This is a genomic window from Halogeometricum sp. S1BR25-6 (assembly GCF_031624495.1).
Taxonomy (GTDB): Archaea; Halobacteriota; Halobacteria; order Halobacteriales; family Haloferacaceae; genus Halogeometricum; species Halogeometricum salsisoli.
The window spans coordinates 1636703-1652372 of the sequence record NZ_JAMQOP010000001.1 but is presented as its reverse complement, the minus strand read 5'-3'; the positions used below and the strand labels follow the sequence as shown (position 1 = coordinate 1652372).

15 protein-coding genes are annotated in these 15670 nt (G+C 68.5%); 7 read left to right on the top strand and 8 right to left on the bottom strand.

Features of this window, described 5'->3' with window-relative positions; translation table 11 throughout:
* Positions 1-43: 43 nt before the first annotated feature.
* The 4 genes from NDI76_RS08650 to NDI76_RS08635 form a co-directional block, all read right to left on the bottom strand.
* Positions 44-475 carry a hypothetical protein gene (locus tag NDI76_RS08650; RefSeq protein ID WP_310923602.1) on the bottom strand — a complete coding sequence of 144 codons (432 nt, stop codon included), beginning with the start codon at positions 473-475 and terminating at the stop codon, positions 44-46.
* Between the two features lie 154 nt (positions 476-629).
* Positions 630-2951: an alkaline phosphatase PhoX gene (locus NDI76_RS08645; RefSeq protein WP_310923601.1), complete on the bottom strand. Its 2322-nt coding sequence runs from the start codon at positions 2949-2951 to the stop codon at positions 630-632.
* Positions 2952-3124: 173 nt separating this feature from the next.
* A complete protein-coding gene (locus tag NDI76_RS08640; RefSeq protein ID WP_310923600.1) occupies positions 3125-3565 on the bottom strand; it encodes a universal stress protein in 441 nt (146 codons plus the stop codon).
* 50 nt (positions 3566-3615) lie between these two features.
* Positions 3616-3993: a DUF7964 domain-containing protein gene (locus tag NDI76_RS08635; RefSeq protein WP_310923599.1), complete on the bottom strand. Its 378-nt coding sequence runs from the start codon at positions 3991-3993 to the stop codon at positions 3616-3618.
* Between the two features lie 132 nt (positions 3994-4125).
* On the opposite strand from NDI76_RS08635, the gene NDI76_RS08630 reads away from it, so the two are divergent.
* A complete protein-coding gene (locus NDI76_RS08630; RefSeq protein ID WP_310923598.1) occupies positions 4126-5814 on the top strand; it encodes a flippase activity-associated protein Agl23 in 1689 nt (562 codons plus the stop codon).
* A gap of 92 nt (positions 5815-5906) precedes the next feature.
* Here NDI76_RS08630 and NDI76_RS08625 read toward each other — a convergent pair whose 3' ends face one another.
* A complete protein-coding gene (locus NDI76_RS08625) occupies positions 5907-6860 on the bottom strand; it encodes a transcription initiation factor IIB (RefSeq protein ID WP_310923597.1) in 954 nt (317 codons plus the stop codon).
* A 176-nt stretch (positions 6861-7036) separates the two neighbouring features.
* Here NDI76_RS08625 and NDI76_RS08620 point away from each other — a divergent pair, with 176 nt between their 5' ends.
* From NDI76_RS08620 to NDI76_RS08610, 3 genes are all read left to right on the top strand, one after another.
* Positions 7037-7996, top strand: coding sequence for a lamin tail domain-containing protein (locus NDI76_RS08620; protein WP_310923596.1), 960 nt, complete (start codon positions 7037-7039; stop codon positions 7994-7996).
* Positions 7997-8240: 244 nt separating this feature from the next.
* Positions 8241-8642, top strand: a complete 402-nt coding sequence (locus NDI76_RS08615) for a DUF7961 family protein (RefSeq protein ID WP_310923595.1) — start codon at positions 8241-8243, stop codon at positions 8640-8642.
* Positions 8642-9265, top strand: coding sequence for an METTL5 family protein (locus NDI76_RS08610; protein WP_310923594.1), 624 nt, complete (start codon positions 8642-8644; stop codon positions 9263-9265). Before NDI76_RS08615 ends, NDI76_RS08610 begins: the two co-directional genes overlap by 1 nt.
* Here NDI76_RS08610 and NDI76_RS08605 read toward each other — a convergent pair whose 3' ends face one another.
* The 3 genes from NDI76_RS08605 to NDI76_RS08595 all read right to left on the bottom strand — a co-directional run bounded on the left by NDI76_RS08605 (position 9266) and on the right by NDI76_RS08595 (position 11601).
* Positions 9266-10927: a rhomboid family intramembrane serine protease gene (locus NDI76_RS08605; RefSeq protein ID WP_310923593.1), complete on the bottom strand. Its 1662-nt coding sequence runs from the start codon at positions 10925-10927 to the stop codon at positions 9266-9268.
* Between the two features lie 126 nt (positions 10928-11053).
* Complete coding sequence (locus tag NDI76_RS08600; RefSeq protein ID WP_310923592.1) at positions 11054-11332, bottom strand: UPF0058 family protein; 279 nt, start codon at positions 11330-11332, stop codon at positions 11054-11056.
* Between the two features lie 59 nt (positions 11333-11391).
* A complete protein-coding gene (locus NDI76_RS08595; RefSeq protein ID WP_008389858.1) occupies positions 11392-11601 on the bottom strand; it encodes a ribbon-helix-helix domain-containing protein in 210 nt (69 codons plus the stop codon).
* A 214-nt stretch (positions 11602-11815) separates the two neighbouring features.
* Between NDI76_RS08595 and NDI76_RS08590 the strand changes: the two genes are divergently transcribed.
* The 3 genes from NDI76_RS08590 (at position 11816) to menD (ending at position 15631) form a co-directional block, all read left to right on the top strand.
* A complete protein-coding gene (locus tag NDI76_RS08590) occupies positions 11816-12409 on the top strand; it encodes a sulfite oxidase-like oxidoreductase (RefSeq protein ID WP_310923590.1) in 594 nt (197 codons plus the stop codon).
* A gap of 69 nt (positions 12410-12478) precedes the next feature.
* Positions 12479-13846, top strand: coding sequence for an isochorismate synthase (locus NDI76_RS08585; protein ID WP_310923589.1), 1368 nt, complete (start codon positions 12479-12481; stop codon positions 13844-13846).
* A gap of 27 nt (positions 13847-13873) precedes the next feature.
* A complete protein-coding gene (gene menD / locus NDI76_RS08580; RefSeq protein ID WP_310923588.1) occupies positions 13874-15631 on the top strand; it encodes a 2-succinyl-5-enolpyruvyl-6-hydroxy-3-cyclohexene-1-carboxylic-acid synthase in 1758 nt (585 codons plus the stop codon).
* The last annotated feature ends 39 nt before the right edge of the window (positions 15632-15670 follow it).

Genomic DNA, 15670 nt, shown 5'->3' with positions numbered 1-15670 from the left:
GATGGGAGGGCGCGGCGGGTGCGGCGGGCGGTGCGTCGGGCGGTCAGGTCATGCCCTGCTCGGCGGCCCCCTCGCGTATCTTCTTCGCTCGCTTTCGCACGCGGTTGACGTACCGCTGTACCTTCTCGGGCTTTTCGCCGTAGTAGGAGGCGACCCACTCGACGTCGACGTACGGTTGCGTCATGAAGTAGGCGACGAGGGTGTCGCGTCCGGCCTGGATTATCTCCGGCGGGACGCCCCGCTCTCCGGTTCCCGCCTCCTGGAAGCCGTTGACGTCGAAGTAGACGTCGGCGTACAGCGTCGCCGTGTCGGCGTCGTCGAACTCGATTCCCTCGTGGTGCGGCGCCTCGAACCGGTAGACGGGGTCGGTCCCGGCCGTTCGCTCGACGATACGGACGCCGAGGATGTACTCCTCGTAGACGGAGTCGGTCGGTCCGGTCCGTTCGTTGGATGGTGTTTCGTTGGTTTGTGACATATTGTGTAGCGGTGAATCGAAAGATGCGACGTTCGCGGTCGGACCCCGCGGCGGGGTCGCGCCGGAGCGACACCGAACGGGACCGCGAACCGGGGTCGGGGGCTCGACGGCCGTACCCGGCGTCGAGCCTTTCGGGTCCGCACGTCAGTCCGGTTCAGTCGGCGGACTCGGTCGCGGTTCCGGTGTGGGTTCCGGTCGCTGTCTCGGTGTCCGTCTCGGTCGCGGTTTCGGTGTGCGTTTCGGTCGCAGTCTCGGTGTGACCGTCGGTTTCGGTGTGGTCCTCGTCGTCCGCTTCGGTTTCCGTCTCGTCGCCTTCCGCTTCCTCAGTTTCCGTCTCGGTCTCCTCGCTCTCTTCGCTCTCTTCGGCGGCCTCCTCGGCCGTGTCGCCCGCGCTCGCCGGTTCGTAGACGTAGAGACCGTCGTTGGGGTACGAGCGGGCGGGACCGCCGAACCCGTCCTCGCAGCAGAGCACGCGCCCGTCGCGCATCGTGTAGACGTTGTCGATGTTGCGAAGGGCGTCGTCCGCGACGCTCGCCGGGTCCGTGAAGTCCGGACCGACGATGACGGGTTTCAGCGTCGAGACGTTGTAGTCGTCCTCCAGTTCGGCGCGGTAGACGACGCCGCCGTCGACGCGGTCCATCTGGATGTCGCCCGTGTCGTCCGCCATGTCGTCGTTGAACTCGGAGATGCCGAAGTAGACGTAGTCGCCCGGTCCGGCGTCGTCGACGCTGTCGACGCCCTCGGCCTTGTTGAACTCGATGGACGCGCCGATCTCTTTTGCGGCCGCGCGGGTTTCGAGGAACGGAATGCGCCGCAGTTCGTCGTCGACGCCGTCGGGGCCGTGCTCCTCGTACTGCTCGGCCCACTCGACGATGTCCTCGTTCGAGATGTAGTTCTGGTTGCCGTTGCGGATGACCTTGAGGTCGGCCTCCCTGAGCGCCGCCGCCGGGTCGTCGGCCCAGTTGGTCTCGGCGTGCGCTTCGAGGTAGTCGACCTGCGTGACGCCGTCGTACTCGGCGACCCATGACTCAACCTCGGCGTTCGTCGCGTGGCCGAGTTCCATCCACTCGACCTCCAGGTTGACGTACGCCGGGGACTTCCGCTCGCCGGACTCCTCGGCGCTCGCGGCGTCGTTCGTTATCTTCGGCGCGTACAGCGTGCCGGCGACGTCCATCGGGTCCTCGTACTCCGGGATTGGCTCGTCGGCGACGAACTTGTAGATGCCCTTGCTGTCGCCGTCCGAACAGCCGTAGACGGTCTTCAGGTCGCCCTCGATGTCCGGGCACTCCCAGGCGGCCCGACCCATCACGTAGTACTTCACGGCTTCGGGTTCCTCGGCCGCCGGTTCGCGGAAGTCGACGAAGTAGCCGTACCGATAGGGGTTCGGGTAGACGTCGTCGATGGGCGTCGTCCCGAGGTTCTGGTCGTCCACCTGGTCGTTCTGGTCGGACCCGAGGTAGTACGCGAGGAACTCGACGCCGGTCAGCGCCCAGTTACCCTGCGGGCTGAAGTCCTCTTCGAGGTGACCGCCCTCCACGTACGTCGATATCGCGGTGGATATCTCGCTGGGGTTCGGGCGGTTCCAGAAGTGCGCCGCCCCGAGGAGCGTCTCGCCGGACCCGGCCTCCACGATGTCGCTCACTTTGTGCGTCAGGTTGACGCGCGGGTGGGCGTAGTTCTCCTCGGCGGATATCATCGTCCCCCACGGGCTGAGGTCGCCGTAGCAGTTGATGCGCGTCCCGCCGTGGGCGCGCAGCGACTCGGTGTTCGAGAGGTTCATCGCGTTCTCCATGTCGGCGTGCCACTCCCCGTCGTCGTCCTGACTAAGGGGAACGCGCGAGACGTCGCCGGGACTGTTCTCCCAGTTCGTGAAGAGGTAACCCTCCGTCTCCTCGTCGTTCGTCGGGACGAACTGGTTGCAGTCGGGGTTGCTCCCGGCGAGTCCGTACTGCGTGCCTCGGAAGTACGGCCGCTCCTCTCGGTCCGGTTCGAGGGCGTCCTCGCGGTAGATGTGCTGTCCGTCCGGCGTCTGTGTCACGCCGAGCAGTTCGTCGCCGCCGTTGATCGGTTCGCGTCCGTAGAACAGTATCTCGTAGTCCCCGCTCTCGGCGCGGACGTCGCGCTGTTCCTCTTCGGTCTCCGGGATGCCGACTTCCTCGAAGTCGTCGTTGGTCCCGTCGAACTGGAAGTTGAAGCCGCTGAAGTAGCCCACCGCCGCCCGCCCGAACGGCTCGGGGTTCTCTTCGGAGGGGTGCTGTAGGCTGTACAGCAGTCCCCCGTCGTGGAAGACGAACGGACCCGTCACCTCCGCCCCGAACGCCGTCGTCGAGAACCGCTTGAGGCTTCCGTCGACACTGGGCGCTCCCGGCGTGTCGGACTCCTCTACTTCGTCTGCGCTCGCTACCCCTGCCACGCTCGCCCCGAGCGCGGCGGCCGCGGACGTCGCCATCAGCTTCCGCCGAGTAAAGTCGACCATGCGGGCGAACTGTCACTACGACGATTTAAATAGATTTGTAATGGTTATACATACATATACGGTATGTAATGAATCACAATATGGATAATATAGCGATATATGGCACAATTTGAAAGTAGACGCGACTATTCAGACGCAGATACTGTGCTCTGCGTGCGTCCGTCGACCGGCGCTCACTCGTCTTCGTCCTCGTCGGCCCGAACGGTCAACACCGGCACGTCGGACCGGCGGACCACCTTCTCCGTGACGCTGCCGAGAAGGTAGCGGTCGAGGCCGCTCCGGCCGTGCGTCCCCATCACGATGAGGTCGCAGTCGTTCGCCTCCGCGTAGTCGAGGATGGTCTCGTAGGCCGACCCCGACTCCACGCTGGTCGTCGTTTCCACGCCGGCGCGTTCGGCCGTCTCGACGACGTGTTCGACGGCCTCCTTCCCCTCGGTCTCCAGCGATTCGATGACGATGTCGGTGCCCGCCTCCAAGGAAGCGTACGTCCCGGAGTCGACGACGTAGAGGGCGTGGATGGTGGCGCCGTACTGTTTGGCCAGGTCGACCGCGTTCTCGACGGCGCGTTCGGTGGCGTGACTTCCGTCGGTCGGCACGAGGATTCGGTCGTACATCGTTCGTAGTACGGCCACCCCCGATTAGAAACTGTCCGCCGAACGGGGGCTCACTTCGCGGCCGAATCGACGTCGCCGTCGGCGTCACCACTGTCGTCGCCGCGACCCTCCCCGTCGACTACATCCGGAGAGTCACCGCGGAACGCCAGAATCGCGTCTTCGCACGCTCGGAGGCCGTCGATTCGCTCTCGCTCGGCGAGCGACACCGTCTCCACGACGGTCCATCCGTCGCCGTCTCCCTCGCCGTCGCCGCCACTCTCACCGTCGAAGACGAGTCCCTTCACCCACGACTCGGTGGCGAGGATGACGGCGCTGGCGTCGCCCTCCTCCTCGATGGGGCTGGCGAGTTCGAATACCTCGGAGCGGTTGAGGTCCAGCAGTTCCTTGGCGGACAGCGGTCGCGGCGGCAGCGATTCCACGAGTCCCATACTCGACAGTCCCCCGCCGCGGTGCTTGTGCTTTCCGAACCGACGGGCTACCGGACCGCCGGGTCGGAGGCGCGGGTCGGGCCGAAAAGCCGGACCAAAAAGCTTCTACGCGCGACCGCGGGAGTCTCCTCTATGTCTCTCGGAGACGCGCCGGACGGCGCCGCGGGTCGTCGCCGCGGCGTCCGACTCGACGGGGTCGCCGCCGCCGTCGCGGTCCTCGCCGCACTCGGCCTCCTCGCGCGCCTCGTCGACCTCGGCGCGCGCCCGTTCCACTGGGACGAGGCGCGCGTCGGCTACTGGTCGCTCCGCTATCTGGAGATGGGTTCGTTCGAGTACCGCCCCGTCGCCGGCGGTCCGCTCCTCTATCACCTCGACCGACTCGTCTTCGCCCTCGTCGGCGCGACGGACGCGACGGCGCGCCTGCCCGTCGCCCTCCTCGGCGCGGCGCTCCCGCTCTGTGCGCTCCTGTTCCGCGACCGACTCGACGACGCCGAGACCGTTCTGTTCGCCGCGCTCCTCGCCTTCAGCCCGCTGTTCGTCTACTACTCGCGCTTCCTCCGCGGCGACGTTCCGCTGGCGCTGTTCGCGCTAGCGTTCGTCGGGTTCGCCGTGCGCGCGTACGACCGTCGGAGCCGACGCGACGCCTATCTGGGTTCGGTCGCCCTCGCCCTCGCATTCGCCTCTTCGGGGTTCGCCGCCGCCTACGTCCTGTGTTGGCTGGCCGCCGGCGTCCTCATTCTCGACCAACCGAGCGCCGTCGTCGACGCGGGGTCGTCGACGCGCCGGCAACTCGCCGCACTCCGTTCGCGCGTGGCCGGTCGGACCGGCGCCGCGGCGCGCGCGTTCCTCCTCTTCCTCGGGACGGTCGTACTCTGTTTCGCCCCGCGCGCCGGTCCGCACGTCGACGTCGGTCTCTGGAAGCCGACGACGTGGCACCTCGTGCTGTACGAGTCGACCGTCGGCGCGCTCTGGTCGTTTCTCGGCGTCCGCGTGCTCAACCGCTGGCCCTACTGGACGCACTCGCTGTTCCCGTACGTCGAGGCGTTCGTGCACACCCTCGTCGTCGCGGCCCTCCCGATAGTCGTCGCCGCCGTCGCCGTCTTCCTCTGGAACCGCTACGGCGGCGCGGCGCGGCGCCCCCTCCTCGACGGCTTCGCCTACTGGAGCGCCGCCGCGTTCGCCCTCCTGCCCGTCGTGACCGAGGTGTCGGCGCCGTGGGTCGCCGTCCACCTTCTCCTCCCGGCGTCGCTCCTCGCCGCCGTCGGCGGCGCCGCCCTCCTGCGGCGCACCGTCGCCCTCGCCGGCGGTGACGGACGCGAACGCGACGCCGCCAGCGTCGCCGCCGTCTGTCTCCTCCTCCTCGCCGTCGTCGCGCAGGCGGGCGCGGTGACCGCCGCGGGCGTCTACGGCCCCTCCGACCGCTCGAACGACCTCGCGCAGTTCGCCCAACCGAGCGACGACCTCGAACCATTGTACGAGAACGCGACGGCCGTCGCCGACGGCGACTCCTCCACCCCCGAGGTGTTGTACGTCGGCGAGGAGTACTACACCGGGTGGGACCCCGGCAACGAGTTCCCGCCGACCGTCGAATCGTGGGGCAACCGCCTCCCCCTCCCGTGGTACTTCGAACGCGCCGGCGCCGACGAAGTGAGCACGGAGAACGCGACGACGCTCGCCGAACGGGAGTCGGTCCCGCCCGTCGTCGTCACGGAACCGGAACTCGCCGGCCCCGTCGGTGACGCCCTCGGCGGCGGCTACGAGCGGTCGACCTATCGGTTGGGACTGTGGGACCGCGAGACGGTCGTGTTCGTCCGGCGGTAGTCGCGGACGCGACGGAGCGACCGCTCGTCGTCGCGGTATCGGCGAAAAATCGGAACGTCCGCGCTGGTCCGTGCCGCTCTCGTCCGGCCGACCTACCGGAAGCCCATCGCTTCAATCTGCTCTTGGTAGCGGTTTCGGATGGTGACCTCGGTCACCTGCGCCACGTCGGCGACCTCTCGCTGGGTCTTCTTCTCGTTGCAGAGCAGCGAGGCGGCGTAGATGGCCGCCGCGGCGAACCCGGTGGGCGACTTGCCCGACAGGAGACCTTGCTCGGCGGAGACGTCGATTATCTCGGTCGCCTTCGCCTGTACCTCCTCGCTCAGACCGAGGGCGGAGGCGAAGCGCGGGACGAACTGCTTGGGGTCGACGGGCTTCAGTTCGAGACCGAGTTCCTGAGAGATGTAGCGGTACGTCCGACCGATCTCCTTCTGCGGAACGCGCGACACTTCGGCGACTTCGTCGAGCGAGCGTGGGATGCCCTCCTGCCGGCAGGCGGCGTAGAGCGCGGAGGTGGCGACGCCCTCGATGGAGCGTCCTCGAATCAGGTCCTCGTTCAGTGCGCGGCGGTAGATGACCGAGGCCACTTCCCGTACCGAACGGGGCACGCCGAGCGCCGAGGCCATGCGGTCGATTTCCGAGAGCGCGAACTGGAGGTTCCGCTCGCCGGCGTCCTTCGTCCGGATGCGCTCCTGCCACTTGCGGAGGCGGTGCATCTGCGAGCGCTTCTCCGAGGAGAGCGACCGGCCGTAGGCGTCCTTGTCCTTCCAGTCGATTGTCGTCGTCAGGCCGCGGTCGTGCATCGTCTCGGTGATGGGCGCACCGACGCGGGATTTCGACTGCCGTTCGGAGTGGTTGAACGCCCGCCATTCCGGGCCGCGGTCGATCTGACGCTCGTCGAGAACCAAGCCGCAGTCGTCGCACACCAACTCCCCCTGGTCGGCGTCCGTGATGATATCCGTGGATTCACACTCCGGGCACGCGATGTGCTCGTCGGAACCCTTCTCCGCTTCCTGCTCCTGCTGACGCTGGCGGCTCGGACGTTCCATTATAAGGTTTGTGGTGCACGACGTATTTAAATCTTCGTATAAGGATGCCGATATACTGATGCGGGCTAGCAAGTAGTATCTATCGGTTTTGCGGCGCGCCCGACGCCGAATCGCCGCCCGGGTCGGCGGCGCCGGACGCCGGTTCCGTTATCCCGACGTCGGCCTAACGGGTTCGCATGCGACCGCGCATCTTCGCGTCTCTCGCCGTTCTCCTCGTCCTCGCCGGGTGTCTCGGGGTCGCGCCGTCGGCGCCGGGGACGTCGGCGGAGACGCCGCCAGCGACGTCCGAGGGGGCGACTCCCGCCGGGGAGAGCGTCTACGTCACCGTCACGGAGGTGGTCGACGGCGACACCGTGAAAGTCAGATACGCCGACGGCTCCCGGGACACGGTCCGCCTCTTAGGCGTCGATACGCCGGAAGTGTACGGGTCGAACACCCCCGACGAGTACGAGGGCGTCCCCGACACCGAGGCAGGGGTCGCCTGCCTCGACGCCGCCGGCGAGGACGCCTCGGCGTACGCGAAAGCGCGTCTCTCGGGCGAACGAGTGCGTCTCGTCTTCGACGAGACGGCGGACAGGCGCGGCTACTACGACCGCCTCCTCGCGTACGTCTACGTCGACGGCGACTCGTTCAACTACGCGCTGGTCGAATCGGGGCGCGCGCGACTGTACGAGAGCACCTTTACCGAACGTGAACGTTACCGCGCCGCCGAGGCCGACGCCCGGACGGCCCGCCGCGGCCTCTGGTCGTGCGTCGACGCCTCGACTCCAACCGCCTCCGAAACCCGATCGGAAGGCGCGACCGACGCCGAGATAGAAGTCGCCGAGGTTCGCGCCGACGCCCCCGGAAACGACAACGAGAACCCGAACGGGGAGTACGTCGTCTTCCGGAACGAGGGCGACAAAGCGGTCGACCTCTCGGGGTGGTCCGTCGTGGACGCCGCGGGGAACGACTACACCTTCCCCCGAGGGACGAGACTCGAACCGGGCGCGGAACTCACGCTCAGAACCGGAACGGGGACGGACGACGCGGAGACGGTGTACTGGGGGCGCGGGTCGGCGGTGTGGAACAACGGCGGCGATACGATACGACTGCGGGACGGCGACGGCGTCGTGGTGCTCGAACGCCGGTACTGACGGCGTCGGACGACCTCGAACCGGCGGCACCGCTCGGCGCGGTGAGCGTGGAAGTATGAATGTGGGGGAATGGGGGCGCGGAGCGTGCGACCCCGTGCGAACGTCTCGAACGAGGCGGCTTCAGTCCCGGGGACCGTTTCTCCCACCCCTATAACCCGCCGTTGTCGGGCGATAATCCTGATATAATATTACCACCAGACATTCAGAAAGTCTTTTGTATGAATACTGGGTATGTAGCGACGACATGAGCACGACGCCCGCACGGCAGTCGTCCGTAGTGCAAGACGTGGACGCGGCCGCCGTCCCCGAGGTAACGCCGGTGTCGCTGTCGGCGTCCAGCCTCGATTCGACCGCTCCGGAGTACCTGCGCGACCTGAAGGCCGGACTCGCCGCCGACGGCTACCACCCGGCGGTGCTGACCGTCGAGGCCGCCTTCGAGGAGGACTGCCCGTACGCGACGCAGACCGTCGCGGAGAACCTGCGCGCGTACGTCCGCGCCGCCTCCCTCCTCGGCGTCTCCCGCCTCGACCTCACCGTCGAAGCGGCGGCCGACGAGGAAGCCGTCCGCTCGACACTCCGCGCCCTCGACGAACGCGCCCGCCGCGAAGGCGTCGCGCTCTCGGTGTCCGGCGCCGTCTCCACCTGATGGCGACGAAGGCAGCGCTGGAGACGCAACTCTCCGTCGTCGCCGGCTTCGAGAACCCGCGGGTCGAACTCGAACAGTACCCGACGCCGCCGACGCTCGCCGCCCACGTCGTCCACGTCGCGGACCTCAACGGCGACGTCGAGGGGAAGACGGTGGTGGACCTCGGAACCGGAACGGGGATGCTCACCCTCGGCGCCGCCCTCCGCGGCCCCGCCCGCGTCGTCGGCGTCGACGTGGACGCGGAGGCCCTCGACACCGCCCGCGAGAACCGCGTCCGCGTCGGCACGACGACGCCCATCCACTGGGTCCGCGGCGACGCCACGCGCGCCCCTCTGTGTATCGACGAACCCGTGACGGTGCTGATGAACCCGCCCTTCGGCGCTCAGCGCGGTCGCGAACACGTCGACCGGGCGTTTCTGGAGACGGCGTCGAAACTCGCGGACGTCTCCTACTCGGTGCACAACGAGGGGTCCGAGGAGTTCGTCGAGGCGTTCGCCGCCGACGAGGGCGGCGAGGTGACCCACGCCTTCCGCGCGACGTTCAGCCTCGACCGGCAGTTCGACTTCCACGACGCGGAGACGAAGGACATCGCCACCGAGGTGTACCGCATCGAGTGGGAGTGACTACTTGTACGTCTCCCGCTTGGCTATCTGCAGTCGCGTCTCGCCGTTCTCACCGTACTCGACGAACAGTTTCCGCTTCTCTCTGGTGAACGTCAGTCCGTCGAGCGTCACCGACTGGTTTGTTTGGGGGAGGCGAGCCGCCACCGTCTCGTTCTCCCGATTCACGCGCAGATAGTACCCCTGCGGGGCCGCCTCGACGCTGATGTTCCGCCCGCCGACGACCGGACCGGCCCTCGCCGGGTCGGCGGTGTAGGCGACGCGTGCGCTCCCGTCGCGGACGAGGAGGACGCGGTAGGTGGTGTTGCCGCCCGTGGTCACCCACCCGTCGCGGACGGCGTGCACCGTCTCCCGCCATCCGACGCCGCCGACGACGACGGCGGCCCGTCCGCCGAACGCCAACCGCCCCTTCGTCACCGCGGTCGTCCAGATGCCGCGTTCCTCGCTTCTGACGACGACGCCGGAGGTGTTCACCGCCGTCGTCTCGCCGAACGCGCTCACGTCGACGGCGGCGGTCATCCCGTTCGTCACGCCCTCGGCGTACGTCACCTCGTAGTCGCGGACGACAACCTCCTCGCCCGGCAACTCGTCGTCGCCGGCGGTGTAGAGGTTGGCGACGACGGCCGGTCCGGTCATGGCCCCCGTGACGAGGAGGAGACAGGCGGCGCCCGCCTGCCAGCGGCGGTGCGCGAACGCCCCCTCGAAGACGCCTTCGAGGACGGGCCGGTCCGACCCGACGACGGTGTAGGTGACGACGACGGCCATCACCGCGACGAGGCCGACGCCGACGGCGCGGTAGAGAACGTAGGTGTCGCCGCCGCGGTACCAGTACACCGCCCACAGCGACTGCTGGACGCCGAAGACGACCGTCGCCGTCCACAGTCTGAGCGCCGAGGGCCGGGCGTCCTTCGGTCGTGTCCGGACGAGCGCTGCCCCGAGGAGGACGCCGACGAAGAGGCCGAACGCGTGCCCCTGAATCGCGATGTCCGCCCACCACGGCGTGATATAGGCGGGGCGGCCGCCGGCGGTGAGTTGCGGCGTCTGCATCGCCGCGTAGACGGTGCGGACGACGCTGCCGACCGCGAGGGCGACGACGGTGCCGAACGGGTAGTTGACGAGCGCGAACCCCGCGAAGGCGAAGACGACGCCCGAGAAACCGATAATGGGACCGATGGCGAACGCGGCGGTGCAGACGCCGACGACGAAGACGACGGCGGGGAAGACGACGAACGCGCGGACGTATGGATTCGTCCGCCACGACCCGAACGACGTCGCTCCCCGTTCGCGGGGGAAGTGCCCCCACGCGTACTCGGCGATGGGCGCGAACGCGGCCGCGCCGACGAGGTTGCCGAGCAGGTGGCCGGGGCCGCTGTGCGCGAACCCGGCGGTGACCACGCCGAGCGGGTAGAAGTACGACCATGCCCGAAACGGGATCGTGAGGGGGTTGTACCAGTGGCTCAGCCCACCTTGCACGAACAGGTAGACGGCGAGGACGCCGAGGAGGGTGAGGAGACTGCCCCACGGCACCCCGAGGACGAACCGGCGCCGGAGCGCCGCTCCCCACCGTCCCGACGGTCGGTCCGCGGCGACGACGGCGGCCGCGGCGAGCACGAACGCGACGACGACCCCCGCGCGCTGAACGACTAGCCATCCCGAAACGTCCATCACCCCGGTCATTCGTCGGCGCGGTTAAGAACCTCTCGCAGGCGCGGGCGCTCCCCCGAACGGCGCGACGGCTATGCGACGCTCTCGGCGGTTGGGCGTCGGTCGAGACACGGCAAAAATCCGAACTCAGAGCTTCGATTCGGCGTCCTCGGCGAGTTCCTCCATCCGCTTGCCGACCCGGCCGGCGTTGGAGAACTCGTCTTCGCTCATCGCCGCCGCGAGGGCGTTACCGAGGACGAAGACGGCGTGTTTGTGCTCACTCTTGGATTTGTGGACGTGCGAGGGCTCGACGGCGAGTTGGTCGTACGGTTCGAACAGTCCGTCGTCCACGTTCTCGCGACCGGCGAAGTGGTCCTTGATTATCACCATCTGCTCGTGAAGTTCGAGAAGTTCGTCCTTGTGCATGGTCTCGGGTACGTGAGAGGTCGATTTAAGGGTTATTGGGTTTCGATGACACGCTGCGGCTAGAAGACGTACTCGTCTTCGTGTCCCATCATTCCGTCGTCTTCGAGGTGGTCGTCCTCGTCCATCGGACCGCTCGTCTTGAACGCGCGAATACCCGTCGAGAGGAGCTCCTCGATGGCTTCTTCGCGGCTCATGAACTCACCCTGTTCGACGAGCTGTGCGATCTGCATCTCGAGGTGCTCGGGTACGCTGATGTTGACTTTCGGCATCTGAACGCCCGGGGGTTTGGAGTCGGCTTATTTAAGTCCTGCGCCCAGCTTTTCCCCGAACGCCAATATCTGTGCCGGCTTTCGTGGGAATCCCTTCTTTCGCCCACAAACGAAGTTGGCGAGTCGGAACAGTCGTCCGACTCCGCGGCGCCGCCGAGGGCGTCTCCCCCGCCGGAGTCGTCACCGTTAGGTGCGCCGCGGCGAACGGTCGGGTATGAGTCAGGACGTGACGGGCCTCTACGAGGAGTTCGGGGACGACAGGCTCCCGCCGGGTCAGCGGGAGACGTCGCGCTTTCCGGTGCTATCGAAGAGCGGCACGCCGTCGTGGAACCGCGACGACTGGGCGTTCGAGGTGTGGGGTGCCGTCGAGGAGGGACTCTCCTTCTCCTACGAGGAGTTCCGCAACCTGCCGTCGGAGACGCAGGTGCAGGACTTCCACTGCGTCACCGGATGGTCGAAGTTCGACTGCGAGTTCACGGGCGTCACGTTCCCGACGCTGGCCGAGGCGGCCGGCGTGCGCGACGATGCGGAGCACGTCATGTTCCACGCGCTGGACGGCTACACGACGAACCTTCCCCTCGAAGACTGCATGCGCGAGGAAGTGATGTTCGTCTACGACTACGACGGCGACCCCCTCCCCGCCGACCACGGCGGCCCCCTCCGCGTCGTCACCCCGCACAAGTACGCCTACAAGGGCGCGAAGTGGGTCTCCGGCGTGGAGTTCCTCACCGAGGCCGAACGCGGCTACTGGGAGAAGCGGGGCTACTCGAACACGGCGAACCCGTGGAACGAGGAGCGGTACAGCTAACGGCGGCGAAAACAGCGCGCCGCGCCGGGATAGTCAGGTAAAAGGCTGTGGCCTCCTCAGGTTCAGCAAATGGCATCGCTGCGGACCGACGAGGCGGAGACGCACCTCGTCAGTAGGTCGGTCCCCGTGTCGGCACCGCCGTTTCGCGCCGTCCTCGACGCCGCCGAAGCGCCGCGGACCGTCTGGTCGGCGCCCGACGAAGCGACGGTGGTCGGGGAGGGCGCCGCCGCGACGGTGACCGCCGACGGCCCGCACCGGTTCGACCGGGTACGTGAGGCCGCGGAAGAACTGTTCTCCTCGGGCGACGTCCACGCCGGCACCGAGGCCGCCCGGCCCCGCCTGTTCGGCGGGTTCGCGTTCCACGCCGACAGCGCGCACGGACCGCCGTGGGAGGACTTCCCCGGCGCCCGCTTCGTCTTCCCGCGCGTGCAGGTGACGTACACCGACGAGGCCGGCGACGACGCGTGGCTCACGGTCAACGCTGTCGGTCCTGACGCCGACGCCGACGCGGTCGAGGAGCGCCTCGACCGCGAGCGCGAGCGACTCGCGTCGCTCCCGGACCCGGGTCCCGTCGCCGACCCGCCGGGCGTCGTCGACCGCCGGCGGACCACGGCCCGAGACGACTGGAACGCGAGCGTCGAGGCCGCCGTCGACCGCATCCACGCGGGCGACCTGCTGAAAGTGGTGCTCGCACAGGCGCTCGAAGTGGACCTGGAGACCCCGCTCTCGGTTCCGGACGTGCTGGAACGCCTCGGCGGCGCCTACCCCGAGTGCTACCGGTTCCTCGTCGAACCCGACCCCGAACCCGAGTCCGGTCGTCCGCGACCCTCGTTCTTCGGGGCGACCCCGGAGCGACTCGTCAGTCTCCGCGGTCGGACCGTCGAGACGGACGCGCTGGCCGGGACGACCGGCCGCGGGGAGACGCCCGCCGAGGACGAGTGGCTGGCGCAGGAGCTCTTAGACGACGAGAAGAACGTCCACGAACACGAACTCGTCGCCGAGACGGTCCGCGAACAACTCGCCCCGTTCGCCTCGTCGGTGAACGCCCCCGAGCGTCGCGTCAAGCGCCTCGCGACCGTCCAGCACCTCTGGACGCCCGTGACAGCGACGCTCTCGGAGAACGAGCACGTCCTCTCGCTCGTCGAGGCGCTCCACCCGACGCCCGCCGTCGGCGGCCTGCCGCCCGAGACGGCCTTAGAGACCATCCGCGACACCGAACCGTTCGACCGGGGCTGGTACGCCGCGCCCGTCGGCTGGATCGACGCCGCCGGGTACGGCACGTTCGCCGTCGCCCTCCGCTCGGCCGTCGCCCGCGGCGACGTGGCGACGCTGTTCGCCGGCGTCGGCGTCGTCGAAGATTCGGACCCCGACCGGGAGTGGGACGAGGTCCAACTGAAGTACCGCGCCCTCCTCGACGAACTGGAACGCTCTCGCTGATTCTCACCCTCTCACACAACTACAACCATGACCGCACCAAACCGAAACGTCCTCTGGGCGCACGCCTTGGTCGACGAACTCGCCGCCGCCGGCGTCGACGCCGTCTGCATCACGCCCGGAAGCCGTTCGACGCCCCTGACCGAAGCGTTCGCCGACCACGACGACGTCCACGTCTTCTCGCACCTCGACGAGCGCTCCTCGGCGTTCTTCGCCCTCGGGCGCGCGCGCCGCACGGGCGAGGTGACGCCCCTCGTCTGCACGTCCGGCACCGCCGCGGCGAACTTCCACCCCGCCGTCGTCGAGGCGTCGCAGTCGCGGGTGCCGCTGCTCGTCCTCACGGCCGACCGCCCGCCCGAGATACGCGACTCCGGGGCGAACCAGACCATCGACCAGGAGAAGCTCTACGGCGACGCGGTCCGCTGGTACAAGGACGTCGCCGAACCCGAGGCGACGCCACGGAAACTCCGGTCGCTCCGGACGACGGCGGCCAGAGCGCTCGCGAAGGCGACGGGGACGCCCGCCGGACCGGTCCACCTCAATCTTCCCTTCAGAAAGCCGCTGGAACCCGTCGAGGTGGAGGGTGACGTGCCCGACGACCTGCCCGAACTCGCCGAGTCCGGGCGCGACGGACCGTTCGTCTCGACGACCGAGGGCGTCCCCGAACTCGACGACGACACGCTCCGCGACGTCGCGGACCGACTCTCCGAACCCCGCGGCCTCGTCGTCGCCGGCCCCGCGGACGCCCCGGGCGTCGAACGCGAGGCGCTGGCGGCGTTCGCGCACGCGACGGACTTTCCGATACTCGCCGACCCGCTCTCGGGCGCCCGCTTCGGCGGCCACGTCCGCGTCGCGCCCGTCATCGGCGGCTACGACGGCTTCCTCGACCCCTCGGTGACCGAGTCGTGGCCCGATCCGGACGTGGTGTTCCGCGTCGGGGCCTCGCCCACGTCGAAACCGCTCCGGAAGTACCTCGCCCGCGTTGACGCCGAGCAACTCGTGGTCGACCCCGCCGCCGGGTGGCGCGAGGCGGAGTTCACGTCGACGGACCTCGTCGTCGCCGACCCCTCACGTCTGATGGGTCGGCTCTCCCGACTGCTCGCCGGTCCCGGTTCCCCCGAGTGGCGGCGGCGCTGGGAGGACGCCGACGCGACCCACGAGTCGGTCGTCGCCGACGCCGCCGAGTCCGAGGCGTTCGAGGGACGCGTCCTCGCGGACGTCTTCGAACTCGCCCCCGACCCCGCCACGATATTCGTCTCGAACTCCATGCCCGTCCGCGACGCCGACCGCTTCGCCGCGCCGTCCACCAAGAGCCTCACCGCCCTCGGCAACCGCGGCGCCTCCGGCATCGACGGCATCGTCTCGACGGCCCTCGGCGCCGGGTCGGCGACGACGGACGACCTGACGCTCGTCACCGGCGACATCGCCTACTACCACGACATGAACGGTCTCCTGGCTATCGGCCGCTCGGACGTGGACGCCACCGTCGTCGTCGTCAACAACGACGGCGGCGGCATCTTCCACATGCTCCCCATCGAGCAGTTCGACCCGCCGTTCACCTCGCAGTTCAAGACGCCGCACGGCCTCGACTTCGAACCGAGCGCCGACCTCTACGGCCTCTCGTTCACCCGCGTCGAGGCCGACGACCGGGCTGGCTTCCGCGAGGCGTACGAGACGGCGACGACGAGCGAGGGGTCGCACGTCATCGAGGTCACCACCGACGCCGAGGAGAGCCACGACGTTCGCAAGGGGATTCGAGAGCGAGTCCTCGACGAACTGCGCGAGTGAGGCGGAACGTCCGGTAAGTGGCTGCCGCGACCGTTCACC